17 protein-coding genes are annotated in these 17,010 nt (G+C 63.0%); 12 read left to right on the plus strand and 5 right to left on the minus strand.

Features of this window, described 5'->3' with window-relative positions:
• Nucleotides 1–12: 12 nt before the first annotated feature.
• On the plus strand, nt 13–648 hold the full coding sequence (locus tag NP503_RS08095) for a hypothetical protein (protein WP_236383407.1): 636 nt from the start codon (nt 13–15) through the stop codon (nt 646–648).
• Nucleotides 649–690: 42 nt separating this feature from the next.
• On the opposite strand, the gene NP503_RS08100 is transcribed toward NP503_RS08095, so the two are convergent.
• Entirely contained in the window at nt 691–1,617 is a 927-nt protein-coding gene (locus NP503_RS08100; RefSeq protein ID WP_127271514.1) for a LysR family transcriptional regulator, read from the minus strand.
• A 91-nt stretch (nt 1,618–1,708) separates the two neighbouring features.
• Here NP503_RS08100 and NP503_RS08105 point away from each other — a divergent pair, with 91 nt between their 5' ends.
• From NP503_RS08105 to NP503_RS08120, 4 genes are all read left to right on the plus strand, one after another.
• Nucleotides 1,709–2,602: a DMT family transporter gene (locus NP503_RS08105; protein WP_127273280.1), complete on the plus strand. Its 894-nt coding sequence runs from the start codon at nt 1,709–1,711 to the stop codon at nt 2,600–2,602.
• 85 nt (nt 2,603–2,687) lie between these two features.
• On the plus strand, nt 2,688–3,563 hold the full coding sequence (locus NP503_RS08110) for an alpha/beta fold hydrolase (protein ID WP_127271241.1): 876 nt from the start codon (nt 2,688–2,690) through the stop codon (nt 3,561–3,563).
• Between the two features lie 56 nt (nt 3,564–3,619).
• Complete coding sequence (locus tag NP503_RS08115) at nt 3,620–3,946, plus strand: antibiotic biosynthesis monooxygenase (protein WP_127271242.1); 327 nt, start codon at nt 3,620–3,622, stop codon at nt 3,944–3,946.
• A gap of 12 nt (nt 3,947–3,958) precedes the next feature.
• Nucleotides 3,959–4,081, plus strand: coding sequence for a hypothetical protein (locus tag NP503_RS08120; RefSeq protein ID WP_256748382.1), 123 nt, complete (start codon nt 3,959–3,961; stop codon nt 4,079–4,081).
• A 133-nt stretch (nt 4,082–4,214) separates the two neighbouring features.
• Here the strand turns inward: NP503_RS08120 and mutL are convergent, their stop codons facing one another.
• Nucleotides 4,215–6,089: a DNA mismatch repair endonuclease MutL gene (mutL, locus tag NP503_RS08125; protein WP_127272144.1), complete on the minus strand. Its 1,875-nt coding sequence runs from the start codon at nt 6,087–6,089 to the stop codon at nt 4,215–4,217.
• Between the two features lie 147 nt (nt 6,090–6,236).
• Nucleotides 6,237–7,139: a LysR substrate-binding domain-containing protein gene (locus NP503_RS08130; RefSeq protein WP_127269035.1), complete on the minus strand. Its 903-nt coding sequence runs from the start codon at nt 7,137–7,139 to the stop codon at nt 6,237–6,239.
• Nucleotides 7,140–7,229: 90 nt separating this feature from the next.
• On the opposite strand from NP503_RS08130, the gene NP503_RS08135 reads away from it, so the two are divergent.
• The 5 genes from NP503_RS08135 to NP503_RS08155 all read left to right on the plus strand — a co-directional run bounded on the left by NP503_RS08135 (nt 7,230) and on the right by NP503_RS08155 (nt 12,547).
• A complete protein-coding gene (locus NP503_RS08135; RefSeq protein WP_127269036.1) occupies nt 7,230–8,780 on the plus strand; it encodes a trimethylamine methyltransferase family protein in 1,551 nt (516 codons plus the stop codon).
• Nucleotides 8,781–8,822: 42 nt separating this feature from the next.
• Nucleotides 8,823–10,472: an ABC transporter substrate-binding protein gene (locus tag NP503_RS08140; RefSeq protein ID WP_127269037.1), complete on the plus strand. Its 1,650-nt coding sequence runs from the start codon at nt 8,823–8,825 to the stop codon at nt 10,470–10,472.
• A gap of 96 nt (nt 10,473–10,568) precedes the next feature.
• Nucleotides 10,569–11,048: a DUF3828 domain-containing protein gene (locus tag NP503_RS08145; protein ID WP_127269038.1), complete on the plus strand. Its 480-nt coding sequence runs from the start codon at nt 10,569–10,571 to the stop codon at nt 11,046–11,048.
• Between the two features lie 4 nt (nt 11,049–11,052).
• Entirely contained in the window at nt 11,053–11,664 is a 612-nt protein-coding gene (locus NP503_RS08150; RefSeq protein WP_127272150.1) for a hypothetical protein, read from the plus strand.
• A gap of 7 nt (nt 11,665–11,671) precedes the next feature.
• Nucleotides 11,672–12,547: an alpha/beta hydrolase gene (locus tag NP503_RS08155; RefSeq protein ID WP_127272152.1), complete on the plus strand. Its 876-nt coding sequence runs from the start codon at nt 11,672–11,674 to the stop codon at nt 12,545–12,547.
• A gap of 7 nt (nt 12,548–12,554) precedes the next feature.
• Here NP503_RS08155 and queF read toward each other — a convergent pair whose 3' ends face one another.
• Nucleotides 12,555–13,016 carry a preQ(1) synthase gene (queF, locus tag NP503_RS08160; RefSeq protein WP_027042220.1) on the minus strand — a complete coding sequence of 154 codons (462 nt, stop codon included), beginning with the start codon at nt 13,014–13,016 and terminating at the stop codon, nt 12,555–12,557.
• 101 nt (nt 13,017–13,117) lie between these two features.
• Here queF and NP503_RS08165 point away from each other — a divergent pair, with 101 nt between their 5' ends.
• Both NP503_RS08165 and NP503_RS08170 read left to right on the plus strand, forming a co-directional pair.
• Nucleotides 13,118–15,163: an NADH:flavin oxidoreductase gene (locus NP503_RS08165; RefSeq protein ID WP_127272154.1), complete on the plus strand. Its 2,046-nt coding sequence runs from the start codon at nt 13,118–13,120 to the stop codon at nt 15,161–15,163.
• 211 nt (nt 15,164–15,374) lie between these two features.
• Complete coding sequence (locus NP503_RS08170; RefSeq protein ID WP_127270107.1) at nt 15,375–16,112, plus strand: hypothetical protein; 738 nt, start codon at nt 15,375–15,377, stop codon at nt 16,110–16,112.
• A 71-nt stretch (nt 16,113–16,183) separates the two neighbouring features.
• Here the strand turns inward: NP503_RS08170 and NP503_RS08175 are convergent, their stop codons facing one another.
• Nucleotides 16,184–16,924 carry a polysaccharide deacetylase family protein gene (locus NP503_RS08175; protein WP_127270105.1) on the minus strand — a complete coding sequence of 247 codons (741 nt, stop codon included), beginning with the start codon at nt 16,922–16,924 and terminating at the stop codon, nt 16,184–16,186.
• Between the last annotated feature and the right edge of the window lie 86 nt (nt 16,925–17,010).

Here is a 17,010-nt window from a genome sequence, read left to right on the forward strand (position 1 = left end):
AAGCCTGAGACAATGCTGAACGCTTATTGTGAGGCGGAAAAATGGTGTTGGTGGGCCGCAATGGACATTTCCTCCACTCGTCTTCCCGCCTTGCTCAGGGAAGTGATGACGCCGCAGGCCGTGCCCTCGGGGCAGGCCGATCCAGTCATGACGGCACTGGTCAAGGCGCTGGTCCAACCGCCGGCGCCGTCTCTGCTCGCACAACAGACAGCGCCAGCGCTGTTGACTTTGCCGGCCGCGCCAATGGCCGTCAAATCGCAGCAGATCGCATCGGCTGGCATCGTCGATGCCTATCTTGCCCAACTTGAGACGGGCGAAGAGGCGGCGTTGGCAACGATCGCGGCGAGAAAGGCAAAACCCGAAGCCGAAACGCCGCGAGCCTTCTTGCCGCCTCCGACAACGGCCAATGATAATGCTCCTGCCAGGGTTGCGGGGCTGTCATTGCTGTCGCTTATCCCGCCGCAGGCTCCAGTCCCGCGCAACGCTGCCGCTTTGGGTGCATTGGCGGGCAGGCACAGGCCGGCCAATCAATCCCATGGTGCGGCGCCGAACCCTGAGCACTTGCTGGTGAAGGTCGGCTTTGTTTCGATAGTGGCCGGTTTGCTGGGAACCGTGATCCTTGGGTTCGTTCTGTTGTTGCTTCGCTGAGCTTCGAATCGGCTGGTTCTCGATATATGCCCGGCGGAAGGCCTATCGCTCGGCTTCGATGAACGCCTCGATCTTTTCCGGCGCCAGCCCGGCCTCCGCCGCGATGCGGCGGGCGAGGTCGGCGGCTGCGGCGCGCGGCCGGCCGATCGGCCGGTCGAGCCAGTAGGACACCGGATTGAGCGCGGTGCGCTCATCGACGGGGGTGATGCGGCCCGATTGCAATTGATGTCCGGTCAGGGGTGGGCGTGCCAGCGCGATGCCAAGCCCATAGGCGGCGGCGTCGAGCACCAGATTGTAGTCCTCGAAGCGACGGTCCTGCGGGCGCGGGCGATAATCCATGCCTTGCGCGGCAAACCAGGCGCGCCAGGCAGACGCGTCGGAATCGTTGATCAGCGGATATTTGAGCAGCCGGGCAGGGTCGCCGCGGCCGATCTCGCGGGCAAGCTCGGGTGACGCGACGGGGAAGACATGTTCCTCGAAAAGCTGCACCGAGACGCGGCCCGGAATGCCGCCGCGTCCACAGCGGATGGAGAGATCGATGCCCTCATCGGCAAGGTCGGCCTGGCGGATATCGACATCGAGCACGATGCGCAGCTTCGAGGGATTGTTCTCCAGAGCCGCCATGCGAGGCATCAGCCACAGCCCGCTGACCGAGGGGATCGAGGTCAGCCGCACCACCGCCGTGCCACGCGGCTCGACCCAGCGGTCGGAATGGGTCGATATCAGCGCAAAGGCTTCCGCCGTGCGCAGATGCAGCCGGTTGCCCTCGATCGTCAGCGAGACGCCGCGCGCCCCACGGTCGAAGACTTTCAATCCCAGCCAGTCCTCGAGCTTGGCGATCTGCCGGCTGACGGCGCCATGGGTGATGTTGAGCTTTTCGGCGGCCGCCGAAAAGCTGCCTGTCCGCGCCGCCGCATCGAAGGCGCGCAGTGTTTCGAGCGGTACCATTGTGTCCGAGTTGTGATCCATAGTCACAGGTGATCCTCGATTTGGTCGTTTGTCAACTGGCCTGGAATGGCGTTTTCTGCCTTTCAGGACCGAAGAATGCGAGGGCAGTGAGATGAATGCAATGACGGGCACGTTGAATTCGACACAGCGGATGGACACCACGGCAGCCATTGCTGTCGCGCTGACGGTGGTTGGTTGGGCCTCCGCCTTTCCGGCGATCCGCGCCGGTCTCGCTGCCTTCGGACCGCTGGAACTCGGCGCGTTGCGCTTTGCCATCGCCGCGGTGCCGGCGGCGATCTTCCTGGCCATCAAGCGCCCGGCGCTGCCAAGGCTCGACGAAGTGTGGCGCCTGGTCTTTGGCGGCGCCATCTTCGTCGCGCTCTACACCGTCATGCTCAATTTCGGCGAACTGACCGTCTCTGCCGGTGCCGCCGGCTTCATCATCAATGTCAGCCCGATCTTCACCGCCATCATGGCGATGGTCCTGCTGGGCGAGCGCTTTTCGGGCATGGCCTGGGCCGGTACGGTGATTTCCTTCGCCGGCATTGGCGTCATCGCCATGGCCGACGAGAATGGACTGTCTTTTAACACCGGTGCTCTTCTGGTGCTTGGTTCGGCCTTGTGCTCGGCCGTCAACACCATCGTCCAGAAGCCGCTGTTTGCCCGCCATCATCCGTTGACCATCTCCGCTTCGAACATGGTGCTCGGCGCACTATGCCTGGCACCCTTCCTGCCGTCGGCCTTTTCGCAGGCGGCGGTTGCCGACGCAGCAGGCCTCGGCGCCGTCATCTTTCTTGGCATCGTGCCCAGCCTGATCGCCTATGCCGCCTGGGCGACCGCGCTGTCGCGTCTGCCCGCCGCACGTGCCTCCAACTTCCTCTATCTGGTCTCGCCGATGTCCGCGCTGATCGGCTTCTTCTGGCTGGGCGAAGTTCCGACGCTGCTCGGCATAATCGGCGGCGCGCTGGCGCTGGGCGGTGTCATCGTGGTGAATTTGAAGAGATGAATATTGCCGGCCGTCCGCTTCCCTCATTCGGGAACGATGCCTCGGTCAAACGCGTTTAGCCGGTGTTTATTCGACGGAGGTCCGAATGCCGGGTGCAACGACGCACCGACGCATGCAACTGGGTGATCTATCCATTTTCTATCGCGAGGCAGGGCCGCCAGAAGCACCTGTCTTGCTGTTGCCGCACGGCTATCCCTGCTCTTCGTTCCAATTCCGCCGACTGATGCCGGCGCTCGCCGACCGCTGGCGAACGATTGCATTCGACTGGCCGGGCTTCGGATACAGTGGCACACCAGATCCGGCCGCCTTTGGCTATGATTTCGACGCCTATTGCGACGTGCTTTCCAAACTTGCCGATGAATTCGGTCTCGAGCGCTACGCCTTGTGGCTGCATGATTACGGCTCGCAGATAGGACTCCGGCATTCGATCTCGCACCCCGAGCGGATCAGTGCCCTGATCATCCAGAACGGCGACATCTACGAGGACGTGCTTGGCCCCAAATACGCCACGATCAAGGCTTGGTGGGCCGACAAGACGCCCGACAAGCACCGTCCGCTCGAGGCCGCGGTAAGTGAGGACGGGTTCCGGGCCGAGTTCATCGGAGAAGTGGCTGACGACATCGCCACGCGCGTGGCGCCCGATCTCTGGAGCCTTCACTGGCCACTGATGAACACGCCGGTTCGTCGGCAGATCGCCGTCGGTCTGATGGAGAAGCTGGAAGCCAATCTCACCTGGTTTCCGCGCTACCAGGCTTATTTGCGTGAACACCATCCGCCCACGCTGATCGTTTGGGGGCCAGAGGACGGCTATATGCCCGCGGCGTCGGCACGGGCCTATCATCGCGATCTGCCCGATGCGGAACTGCATCTGATCGAGGGGGCGGGTCACTGGCTGCTCGAGACACATTTCGACGACGCGCTGCCGCTGGTCCATGATTTCCTGGGTCGTGTTCACGGCTGATCACAGCCGGTGTCCGCTACGCTCAGTTGCTGTCCGCCTGACTGAAGGAGAACCTCATGCCGACCAAACCGACCATCGCGCGCATCTGGCGCGGCCGCACCCGCCGCGACATCGCCGACGCCTATGAGCCATACCTGCGTGCCGAGGGTATTCCGCCCCTCGAGAAGACAGCGCTTGGCGTCCAATTGCTGCGCGCGGACCGCGATGCCGAGACGTGGTTCACAACCATCTCGTATTGGGCCGACATGCAGGCGATGACCGCCTTTACCAAAGGCGAACCGACCAAAGTCCATCATCTGGACCGCGATCCCGAGTTCCTGATCGAACTGCCGGAGCGGATCGACATCCACCGGATATTCGTCGATCGCCAGGGATTGCGCTGAACGGCGAATCTGGTGGTTCGCAATCTCGCCTTCTTCGCGGTGATGTCGCTGATCTGGGGTCTGACCTGGGCGGCGATCAAGCTCGGTCTCGATGACGTGCCTCCGCTCCTGCTGGCGGCGGCGCGCTATTGCTGACCGCCGCGCTTCTGGCAACAGCGGTGCGTGGAGCCGGCGCGGCATTCGCCCACGGGCGAACGGTGGTCTCGGCATTGCTGGTCAACACCGGCACCTACGAGCGGTGAAGCGATGGCCCGCAATCCGTCCGCAGCTACCGCCGCCCGAAAAGCCGTTCGATGTCCGCCAGCTTGAGTTCGATATAGGTTGGGCGGCCGTGGTTGCAGGTGCCCGAACCGGGCGTCGCCTCCATCTGCCGCAGCAGCGCGTTCATCTCCTCGGCCTTGAGCAGGCGGCCGGAGCGCACAGAGCCGTGGCAGGCCATGGTCGCGGCTATTTTGTCCAGCCGCTCCTTCAGCGTGTCGACCGTGTCGTTGTCGGCGATCTCGTCGGCGAGGTCGCGCACCAATTGCCCGACATTGGTCTCGCCCAGCATCGACGGCGTCTCGCGCACCGCGACGGCGCCGGGGCCGAAGCGCTCGATGCCGAGACCGAAGCGGGCCAGCGTTTCCGAATGCAGCGCAAGCCGCTCGGCGTCCTCTTCCGGCAGGTCGATGATCTCGGGCAAAAGCAGCATCTGCGAGGGCACCGGGCGCGAGTGCAGCGCATTCTTCAGCGCCTCGTAGACCAGCCGTTCATGCGCCGCATGCTGGTCGACGATGATGAGCGAATCCCTGGTCTGGGCGACGATGTAGTTTTCATGCACCTGGGCGCGCGCCGCGCCCAGCACCGCGCCGAGCAGGGTCTCGGCCGCTTCATCCTGCCCTGCGCGTGCATCGGCGCTGGCAAGCGGACCGGCATCGAAAGCCGCTTGCTCGTTTTCACGCAAGCCGCGCTGCTCGAAGCCCGCACCCTCGAAACCCATATCGAGCGGCCGCTGCGACGACCGGACGGGATCGAAGCCGGACGGGCCCGACGCGCGGTAGGCCGCGTCGTAGCTGCGGTGGCCGTTTGCCGGTCCGCCGTGGCCGTAGGATGCGGCCCCTGGCCGGAACGCGGCCATCATGCCGGCGGCACCCGTGGTGGCGGCGCGGACGCCGGCATCGGCCAGTGCCTGTCGAATTGCACCGACGATCAATCCGCGCACAAGGCCGGGATCGCGGAAGCGCACATCGGCCTTGGCTGGATGGACATTGACGTCGACGATGGCCGGGTCGAGCGTCAGGAACAGCACCGTCACCGCATGGCGGTCACGCGGCAGGACGTCGGCATAGGCACCGCGTATGGCGCCGGCGATCAGCTTGTCGCGCACCGGGCGGCCGTTCACATACGCATATTGCTGCAGCGCGTTGGCGCGGGTGAAGGACGGGATCGACACGTGGCCGGTCAGATGCACGCCTTCGCGCATCGCATCGACGGCAATCGAATTGTCGGGAAAGTCGGTGCCCATCACCTGGGCGACACGGCGCAGGCTGCCTTCCGCGCTGTCATCCGCCGCCGGCAATTCCAGCGTCGAGCGGTCCGAGCCGGCCAGCGTGAAGCGCACGGCGGGGAAGGCGATGGCGATGCGCTTGACCACATCGCTGGTGGCCGAGCTTTCGGCGCGTTCGCCCTTCATGAACTTTAACCGGGCCGGCGTTGCGAAGAACAGGTCGCGCACCTCGATCGTGGTGCCGCGATTGGCCGCCGCCGGCCTGACAGGCAGAACGCGGCCACCCTCGATGCCGATCTCGGCGGCGCTGTCACTTGCTGCCGTGCGCGAGCGGATCGACAGTCGCGACACCGAGCCGATCGACGGCAGCGCTTCGCCGCGGAAGCCCAGCGAGCGGATGTCGTTGATATCCTCGGTGAGCTTGGAGGTGCAATGACGTGCGATCGCCAGCGCCAGCTCCCGTTCGGGAATGCCGGAGCCGTCATCGGTGACGCGGATCAGGTTCAGCCCGCCGCCGGCTGTGACGATCTCGACGCGCGAAGCGCCGGCATCGAGCGCATTCTCAACCAGTTCCTTGACGACGCTCGCCGGACGCTCGATGACTTCGCCGGCGGCGATCTGGTTGATCATCGTTTCGGAAAGCTGGCGGATGGGCATGGCAGCACTATAGGCGGATTCGAGACGGATGCGGAAGGATTCGGTGTTGCGGAACAGTGGATAGGCTGGCGAGACAGCACCTCCCTCTGGCAGGCCGCAGGGAGGTGCTGTCCCGCCGACTTCCAAGGGACTGGGAGGCGCTGCCCCTCACGCTTGCTCCGCCAGCCAGTCTCGCACCTTGCGGGCGTTGTCGCTGAGTTCCCGGTTCTTCGGCCAGACGACATAGAACGCCTTGCCGGTCTTCAGCACATGATCCGTCACCGGCACCAGCAAGCCCGACGCCAGCAGCCGCTCGGCGAGGTGCCGCCAGCCGAGCGCGATGCCCTGGCCTTCCATGACGCCCTGGATCACCAGGCCGTAGTCGTTGATGCGCAGGCCGCGCGCGGTATCGCTGAGATTGGCGCCCGCCGACTGGAACCATTCGTCCCAGCTGGCCGCCTCGCGATACGGCTCCTCCAGATGGATGAGGCGGTGCGTGGCCAGTTCGGCAGCGGATTGGGGCAGGCCGAACTTTGCCGCATAACTGGTGCCGGCGACGGGAAATATCTCCTCGTCGGCCAGCGGCAACGAGTGATAGTCCGGCCAGTCCAGCGGCGCGCCGCCGCGCACGCCGAGCGGAATGCCTTCCGCGATGATGTCGAGGTCGCGGTCGGCGGTCTGGATACGCAGGTCGATGCCCGGCAGTTCGTCGCGGAACTGCTGCAGGCGCGGCATCATCCAGAACGAGCCGAACGCGGTCGAGGCAGCCAGCGTGACATGACCGCCGGTTGCCTGCAGGCGCAGATCCTCCGCCGATTTGCGAATATGCGAAAGGCCGAGCGAGACATCGGCATGGAAGCGCTCGCCGGCCTCGGTCAGGAGAACCTGGCGGTGGCGGCGCTGGAACAGCTTGGCGCCAAGCCGTTCTTCCAGCCCGCGCACGGCATAGGAGACGGCGGCCTGCGTCATGCCGAGCTCGCGCCCGGCGGCGGTGAAGCTCGACAGCCGCCCGGCCGCCTCGAAGACGATCAGGCTGCCGGCCGAGGGCAGGAGGTGGCGCAGGCTTCGCATAAGCTGAGCTTATACAAGAGATCAGGATTTTCCAGCGTCACATCACCATTTTGTCGCGTTAGGCTCCTTCATGAGTGGAATGGAGTTGCCATGAACGCACCAGCCCCTGAAGTGACCGAACATGCCAACCGCCGCAGTGGCGGCCGCCTGGGACGCAAGGCCCTGCGCGGAGCTCCGGTAACGTCGTTTCCGACCCTGGTCCGCCAGATCCCCGTCTACCAGATGGTCCCCGATGAGGCGGTCGAGCTGATCCACGAGGAGTCGCTCTTGATCCTCGAAGAGGTGGGATGCGAATTCCGCGACGACGAGGCTATCGCACTGTGGAAGGCGGCGGGCGCGGATGTCTCGGAAACTCGTGTGCGGATCGACCGGGCCCTGCTGATGGAACTGGTATCGAAGGTCCCGCCGGAGTTCACGCTCAATGCGAGGAATCCGCAGCGTACGGTGCGGGTGGGCGGCAACAATACCATCTTCGTGCCGATGTATGGCGCGCCCTATGTGCGTGACCTCGACAACAACAGGCGCTACGGCACGCTCGCGGACCTCAACAATTTCCACAAGCTCGCCTACATGGCGCCGGCGCTGCATTCATCGAGTTCGGTCATTTGCGAGCCGATGGAAATCGCGGTACCGAAGCGTCACCTCCACATCATCCATTCCGCGCTTAAGCATTCCGACAAGCCGTTCATGGGCATCGTCACGTCCAAGGAGCGGGCGGAAGACACGATGGCGATGGCAGGCATCGTGTTCGGCGAGGATTACGTCCGCGACAATCCGGTCCTGGTGTCGATCACCAACTGCAATTCGCCGCTGGTGTGGGACGCCACCATGCTGGACGCGATGAAGGTCTATGCCCGAAGCAACCAGCCGCTGATCCTCGCACCCTTCGCACTGTGCGGCGCCTCGACTTCGGCGTCGGCCGTCGGGGCAGTCGCGCAGGTCAATGCGGAAGCGCTGGCGGGCGTCGCCTTCACGCAACTGCTGCGCCCAGGGTCGCCACAGATCTACGGACAGTTCATGGTCACCGTGGACATGAAGACCGGCGCTCCGATGGGCGGCACGCCGGAGGCGGCCCAGATGATGTACCTGATGGGCGCGCTGGCGCGGAAATACAAACTGCCGTGGCGCACCTCAGGCTTCCATGTCGGATCGAAGCTCAACGACGCCCAGGCGGGCTACGAGGCCAACATGCTGATGCATGCCGCCATCCTCGCCGGCGCCAACTACATCTGGCACTCCGCCGGGTGGCTGGAGGCCGGCCTGAGCTGCGGCTATTCGAAGTTCGCTACGGACTGCGAACAGCTGGTTGGCTGGTACAAATATGCAGGCGGCCTTCCGTTCGACGATTTCAAGGAAGCGATGGCAGCGGTCCGCGAAGTCGGGCCGCAGGGCCATTTCCTCGGCAGCAAACACACGCTCGAACATTTCGAGTCGGCCTTCTTCATACCCTCGATCATGGACTTCAATTCGTACGAACAGTGGAAGGCAGAAGGGGCGAAGGACCACGACACGCGCGGCCGCGAGAAGGCGCGCAACATGCTGGCGGATTACGAGGAGCCGAAGCTCGACGAAGGCATCGCCGATGGCCTGATGGATTTCATCGCGCGGCGCGAGGAGAGGCTGCCGGACAGCGTCAGTTGACGCGAAGAACCAAGATCAAAGGGAACCAGACGGGAGGAAAAAATGGCATTCTTCAGAAGCAGTGGCGATCGCGTGCCGAGCGCTATCGAGGCAATGGCGGTCGAAGCACGCGCGGGTCGTGTCGATCGGCGCGAGTTCCTGGCGCTGGCAAGCGCCTTCGGCGCATCGACGGCGCTTGCCTACGCCATGATCGGCCTTGCCGTGCCGGATCGGGCCTTGGCCGAAGAGCCGAAGAAAGGCGGAACGCTGCGCGTCTCGATGTCGGTGAAGGGGCAGAAGGATCCGCGCACCTACGACTGGGTTGAGCTGGCGAACATTTCGCGCTGCTGGCTGGAGCCGCTTGTCCGCTATACCAGGCAGTTCACCTTCGAGCCGGTCCTGCTCGAAAGCTGGGATATCAATGACGACGCCACCGAATACGTGCTGCATGTGCGCAAGGGCATCACATGGAACAACGGCGATGCCTTCAACGCCGATGACGTCGCTCACAATCTGACGCGCTGGTGCGAGAAGAATGTCGCCGGCAATTCCATGGCCGCCCGTGTCGGCGCGCTGATCGACGCAAAGACCGGCAAGGCCAGGGATGGCGCGATCACCAAGGTCGACGACAACACGGTCAAGCTGAAGCTAAGCGAACCAGACATTTCACTGATCCCGAATTTCACCGACTATCCGGCGCTCGTCGTGCATCGCAACTTCGATGCCGACGGTGCCGATCCGATCAAGAAGCCGATCGGCACGGGACCGTTCGAACTGGTCTCCTACGATGTCGGCCAGAAGGCGGTCGTCAAGCGTCGCGAGAATGGCAAATGGTGGGGTGGTGAAGCGCCGCTCGACAGCGTCGAGTTCATCGACTACGGCACCGATTTCAACGCCACCGTGAACGCGTTCGAATCCGGTGAGATCGACCTCAATTTCGAGTCGCCCGCCGACTTCATCGACATTCTCGACAAGATGGATCTGGTGAAATCGGAGGTGGCGACGGCGACGACGCTGGTTGCCCGCACCAACATCACCCACAAGCCCTATGATGACCAGCGGGTGCGCAACGCCCTGCAAATGGCCGTCGACAACAATGCGGTCCTCCAACTCGGCTATGCCGGGCGAGGCACCCCTGGCGAAAACCACCACGTTGCCCCGATCCATCCGGAATACTATCCGCTGCCCAAGAAGACACGCGACGCCGCCGGCGCCAAGAAGCTGATGGCGGAAGCCGGACAGGCTGACTTCGAGCATGAGCTGATCACCATCGAGGACGATTGGCAGAAGAATACCGGCGACGCCATTGCCGGCCAGCTGCGCGATGCCGGAATCAAGGTGAAGCGCACGGTGCTGCCGGGTTCGACCTTCTGGAACGACTGGACGAAATATCCCTATTCGATGACGATCTGGTACATGCGCCCGCTTGGCGTCCAGGTGCTGGCGCTCGGCTATCGCACCGGCGAGGCCTGGAATGAATCGGCATATTCCAACCCCGATTTCGACGCCAAGCTCAAGCAGGCGCTATCGCTCATCGACGTGGAGAAACGACGCGAGGTCATGAAGGATGTCGAGCAGATCCTGCAGGATTCGGGCGTCATTATTCAGCCGTTCTGGCAGAAGCTCTACAGCCACCAGAACAAGAAGGTGAAGAACTATGGTGTCCACCAGACATTCGAGATGGACCTTCAGAACGTCTGGCTGGACGGCTGAAACAAGGCGCGGCAGGACTTCATGAGCCGCAAAAAAGCCGATATGCAGGATGCGTGGTATTGATAGGCTCAAGCCATCAAAAGCCGGAGATTCTGCATGAGACTGACAGTGCTCGTTGCCGCCCTTTCGATAGCCCTGCCGGGCGCCGCCGTCGCCGGACCGGCTTCCGACGCGGTGAAGTTCTTCTATGTCCCGGCGGTCAAGTTCGAGGCCGACGAACAATATCGGGATCGGTTCACCGAACCGGTGACGAAACTGTTCGAGCTGAACGACCAGGCAACGAAGACGAACCCGGACCAGGTCGCCTGCATCGATTTCGATCCTGGTCTCGACGCCCAGGATTTCGATCAGAAAACCGTCTCGAAAACGCTGAAACTGTCTGAGAAGCTGGATGGCGATAACGCACAGGTCACGGCATCCTTCAGCCTGTTCTCCGAGGGCGATGATTCCAAACGTGAAATGCTCTGGTCGCTCAAGAAGATCGACGGCAAGTGGAAGATATCGGACATCGCTTCCAAGACCAGCGACTGGACGCTCAGCGCGCTGGAATGCATGGCCGGCCAGACGCCGGAGTGAAGCGATGGCCCATCGCCGGTTCCTGGCGCTGTCGGGTGTGTGCCTGCTGGCGGCTCTGAGCGGCGCCGCCGCGCAAGGCTTGTTGGGTGCGCCGCCGGCAAACGCCCCGGCCGGCACCCAGCCGGGCGACAGCGGGGCACCGCCCGCAAATGCGCCGGGCGGAGCGGCGGAACCGGCCACGCCGCCGGTGGGATGGTCGCCAGCCGAAGCCGCGCCCGCCGCACCGATCCAGCCGGGCTCGCCGACCGCCGTGGTGCGGCCGTTTTACGATCAGGTCGGACTGGAGATCGATCCGGCCGAGCGAAGCCATTTCATCGACCCGGCCAAAACCGTGCTCGACAAGAGCGACGCGTTGCGCAAATCCGGGCAGGGCGAGTGCCTCGACCCCAACATGGCGCTCGACAATGCCGATTACGACAAGGCCGAGATCGACAAGAGCCTGAAGACGCTCGAGGCGATCAACGGCGACCAGGCCAAGGTCATCGTCGCCTTCGTCATATCGGGCAACCCGCACCGGCTGGAATGGAAATTCAAGAGGGTCGACGGCGACTGGAAGATATCGGACCTATTGTCGGTGACCGGCGAATGGGCACTCAGCCAGTATCAGTGCGAATGAACCGGCGATGAAGCTTTGCTTTTCGCTAGCCATCGTGCTGGTCGGACTCGGCGTTGCCGGGGGCGTGTTCGACTGGCACATCGGCACGATACTAGTCGCTCGCCAGCCGCGGCAAGCTCTGGCAGCGCCTGGCGACTTCTCCGTCGAGCGCGTCGTACTCGACCAGGCCGATGCGCCCGAGCTTGTCGGCTGGGTAGCCGATCGAAAGGGCAGTTGCGGTGCGATTGTGCTGCTACATGGGCGCGGCGCCAACAGGCTGGCCTTGGTTCAAAGGGCGAAGCTCTTGTTCGACGCTGGCTATTCCGTTGTCTTGTTCGACCTCTCCGGTCATGGAGAGAGCGGTGGCGCCGTTCAGGGCTTCGGGTATTCGGAAGGCCCAGACGCCGCCCGTATTATTACCTTTGCTCGGCAACGCTTTCCAGGCCAGAAGCTTGGCGCCATCGGCTCGTCGCTTGGCGCCGCCGCACTTGTCTTTGCTGCGCCGCAAGCGCCTGCCGATGCCTATGTGCTGGAGCAGCTCTACGCAACCTTGCGCGAAACCACAGCGTGGCGAATGCCTTTCCACTTCTGGCGCGGTTTCCAAGCCGATGTCCTTTTGGCACAGATGCCGCTTCGTCTCGGGTTGAGCGCCGATGATGTCAAGCCGGTCGACCATCTTGCTGCTATCGGCAAGCCGCTGATGCTGCTTGCAGGCAGCAACGACCCTTTCATCGATCATGGACAGGTGCTGGCGCTGCAGAATGCTGCCGTTGGTTCACAACTCGTCTGGTTTGGAGGCGCAGGCCATGTCGATCTGCTGCGCTACGACCAACTGCGCTACAGCGATGCTATCTTTTCCTTTCTTGCAACAAAGCTCTGCCGGACGGGTGCCATCCATGGTTGACGTTCGCTCAACCCCGCCCGCGATAAGGCGCTACCCCGGTGTCGGGCAGCCAGGCGCCTTCGGGCGGAGCGCCGGTTTGCCAGAACACATCGATCGGAATGCCGCCGCGTGGATACCAATAGCCGCCTATGCGCAACCACAGCGGCTTGGTTGCCGCCACGATGCGGCGGCCGATCATGACGGTGCAGTCTTCATGGAAGGCGCCATGGTTGCGAAACGAGGTCATGAACAGCTTGAGCGACTTCGATTCCACCAGAGCCGCATCGGGTGCATAGTCGATGACGATATGGGCGAAGTCCGGCTGGCCGGTGACTGGGCACAGCGAGGTGAATTCCGGGCAGGTGAAGCGCACGATCGCCGGCGGTCCGTCACCGCGCGAAAACGGTACGGTCTCCAGGACCGCTGCTTCGGGGCTTCGTGGCGTCTCGACGTGCGCGCCGAGCTGGGTGAGGGTTTTGGTGTCGATCATGGCAGCAATCCTTGTCGCATGTGCCCGGAGTGCGTGCGGGACGACATGCTTGAAAACGAATTTTGCCGCTCATTAGCACAATTTGAAACCGCAGGAAGACGATGACCAGCAACGATCCGCTTCTCCAGCCCTACCAGCTCAAACACCTGACGCTGAAGAACCGGGTCATGTCGACCAGCCATGAGCCGGCCTATTCCGAGGACGGCATGCCGAAACAGCGATACCGGCTCTACCATGCCGAGAAGGCCAAGGGCGGCATGGCGCTGACCATGACCGCCGGCTCGGCGATCGTCTCGCGCGACAGCCCGGCCGCTTTCGGCAATCTGCATGTCTATGACGACAGGATCGTGCCATGGCTGGCCGAGCTCGCTGACGCCTGCCACGAGCACGACTGCAAGGTGATGATCCAGATCACCCATCTCGGCCGCCGTACCGGCTGGAACAAGGCCGACTGGCTGCCGGTGCTCTCGGCCTCGCCGGTGCGTGAGCCGGCGCATCGCGCATTCCCGAAGACGATCGAGGACTGGGACATGGAGCGCATCGTCGCCGACTATGCTTCAGCCGCCCAGCGCTGCGAGGCCGCCGGCCTCGACGGCATCGAGTTCGAATCCTACGGCCATCTGATGGACGGCTTCTGGTCGCCCGCCACCAATCATCGCGACGACGAATTCGGCGGCTCGCTGGACAATCGCCTGCGCTTCACCAATATGGTGCTCGATGCCGTGCGGTCAGCCGTTGGCGACAAATTCGTCGTCGGCATCCGCATGGTCGCCGACGAGGATTTCGAAAAAGGCCTGTCGAAGGCGGAGGGGATCGAAATCGCCAGGCGGCTGGCGGGCTCCGGCAAGGTCGATTTCCTCAACATCATTCGGGGCTCGATCGAGAGCGATGCGGCACTGACCAAGGTCATCCCGGTGACCGGCATGCGCTCTTCGCCGCATCTCGATTTCGCCGGAGAGGTGAGGGCGGCGACGAAATTCCCGACCTTCCACGCGGCGCGCATATCCGACGTGGCCACCGCACGCCACGCCATCGCCACCGGCAAGCTCGACATGGTCGGCATGACCCGCGCCCATATCGCCGATCCGCACATCATCAAAAAGGTGATGGAGGGGCGCGAGCATGAGATCCGCCCGTGCGTGGGCGCCACCTATTGTCTCGATCGCATCTATGAGGGCGGCGAAGCGCTTTGCGTCCACAATGCCGCGACCGGCCGCGAGGCCGAAATCCCGCATATCATCGTCAAGACCGAAGGACCGAAGCAGAAAATCGTGGTCGTCGGAGCCGGCGCCGGCGGACTGGAGATTGCGCGGGTCGCGGCTGAGCGCGGCCACAAGGTGATGGTGCTTGAAGCATCGAGCCAGGCCGGCGGCCAGGTGCGATTGGCGACGCAGAACCCGCGCCGCAAGGAGCTGATCGGCATCATCGACTGGCGGCTGGCCGAACTCGACCGGCTCGGCGTCGAGATCCGCTACGACACCTGGGCGGAAAAAGACGATGTCCTGGCGCTGTCGCCCGATGTGGTGGTGGTCGCTACCGGCGGCCTGCCGCAGAACCCGCCGCTGACATCAGGCGACAACCTTGTCACCTCGAGTTGGGACATCATGGCCGGCAGCGTCAAGCCGGCCGAAAATGTGCTGCTCTATGACGACAATGGCGGCCATCAGGGCATGGGCGCCGCCGAACTGATCGCCAATGCCGGCTCGAAACTCGAGCTTGTATCGCCGGAGCGTTTCTTTGCCCCGGAAATGGGCGGCATGAACCATGTGCCCTATATCAGGGCCTTCCAGGAAAAGGGCGTCACCATCACCATCAACACGCGGCTGCGTTCGGTGCGGCGTGAGGGCAACCAGCTGATCGCAGAGCTGGCTTCGGATTTCGCCGATGGCTGGCGCGGCGAGCGCAGGGTCGACCAGGTGGTGGTCGAGCACGGTACGCTACCGCTCGACGATCTATACCTCTTGCTGAAGCCGCTGTCGAAGAATGGCGGCGCGGTCGACTACGAGCGTCTGGTGAGCGGTGGCGACATCTTTCCCAAGCGCAATCCAGAAGGCGGCTTTGTTCTGTTCCGCATCGGCGACGCGGTCGCCTCGCGCAACATTCATGCCGCCATCTATGACGGCATCAGGTTCGGCTTGCGAATCTGAAATTAGCTATCGCCAGGATCGTAGCGCGCGGCCGAAGCTTCCTGCAAGAGCCCCTAGACTGGACTTTCCCTGTCGTACTTGTAACGATCTAGGGTGATCCAAACGCTTGGGATCAGTTTCATTCTACTGCAAGTCTGCAGGGAAATCGCGAAGCAGTGCGTCTTCTGCCGAGAAAAGTTGACGAAAACCTAACAAAGTCCGGGGGGACAAGTTGACCAAGAAAGATCCGTTCGTTCCGCGCCAGACCAATACGGCGCTCTACATGCAGCTATACGAGAATGGATATTCGGTTGCCGATATCGCCCGGGTGCAAAAGGCGTATCGTGTGTGTTGCGCGATGTTCAACGGCCGCTACCGCAAGACAGGACGGCCGTTCATCTGCCATGCGGTGGGAGCTGCGTCATCGGCCGCGCATTTCGATAAAAGCGTCGATCTTGTCCTGGCCGCGATGTTTCACGCTGCCTACGACAGCGGCCACTATCCGGACGGAAAGTCCAGCAGGCGCACCGATGCACACCGCAGATGGCTGGAGCAAACAATCGGTCCCCGGGTTGAAGGTCTTGTCGCCCGCCTGGTCGGACTGAAATTCGATACCGGAGACCCCGAGCGCCTTGTGGATGCCGGCGTGCCGGCCGGCGACGAGGACATCTTGTTCCTGGTGCTTGCCCATGAGGTGGATGACCTGGCGGACGGAGGATTGGCGTTTGCGCCCAAATACGGTCAGTCCATACGATCGAGGGTTGCTGCCTGTGCCACTCTGGCGAGGTATCTGGGCCGCGAAAATCTTGCCGTCACCATCGAAGGTTACGGTGCCCGCTACGAGACGATGGCGTGGGCTGCTCCCCTCCAGGAGACGAAGCTGATTGGCTTTCAGATTACGCCAAATTTACGCACATACATCAAATTGCGCCGCCACAAGTTACGCGGCGAATCAGTCGAGGTGCTTTGACACCTCGCTGATCCCGCGACAGATTGGCGTGTCGATGCGCAACCCGCTGAGAACTGGCCGTCCTTGTCGCCTCAGTCGTCGTAGCCCTGGATTGTCCCAAAGGTGTAGTGGCGCAGCTTCAATGCGGTGATCAAATTGGTCAGCTTCATCTTGCCGTCGAAACTGTCCTGGAACATCTCGTCATGCATCAGCAGGATCAGCTTGCCGGGCTTGACGAAGCGGCCATAGCCGAACAGGTGATCGATCTCGCTGACCAGATGGTCAACGCTCTGCACCGGCTCGCCGTTGTCCTTGTGCACCCATTCATGGTCCCAGCCGTAGAGATAGAAGCCTGAGGCAGCGACAAACTCGTAGTCGGGCTCTTCACGCCCCTCCTGGGCGAGCCCAAGCGAGGTGTCGTTCTTCGACATGGAGGGCAGCCTGAACACGTCGCGCCCCGGTAGCCTTGCATGCACCACGGGCTTCAACCCGAGCACCGCGTTTGCCCTTACCATGTCGGCGACGACACCTTCGGTGTCGCCGTAGAAATGCCGGTAGTGATTGTAGGCATGGCTGTAGCTGTGGTTGCCGAGCGTCACCAGAGGAAGCTGCCTGGCGCGCTGGACGAGCGCTCTGTTGGCGGCGCTAGCCTGTGCGTGCATGCCGACCATGAATAGGGTTGCAGGAACCTGCTCGGCTTCCAGCACATCGAGGATGTTGCTTGTGCCGTTCAGCGGCCCATCGTCGAAGGTAAGATATATTATGCGATCGGCCCCTTGGGCGGGAACCGCAAAAATCAAAACCGCCGCCAGCACAAACCGAAACGGTGTCATCAGCCCCGATATCCGGTTGCGATCACGACAAGGCCGCCATGTCCACAACGGCTTGTCAAGGCGAGCCGGTGCATGTCGCCCAAAAG

It is taken from the genome of Mesorhizobium sp. SEMIA396, from assembly GCF_024518615.1.
GTDB lineage: Bacteria > Pseudomonadota > Alphaproteobacteria > Rhizobiales > Rhizobiaceae > Mesorhizobium.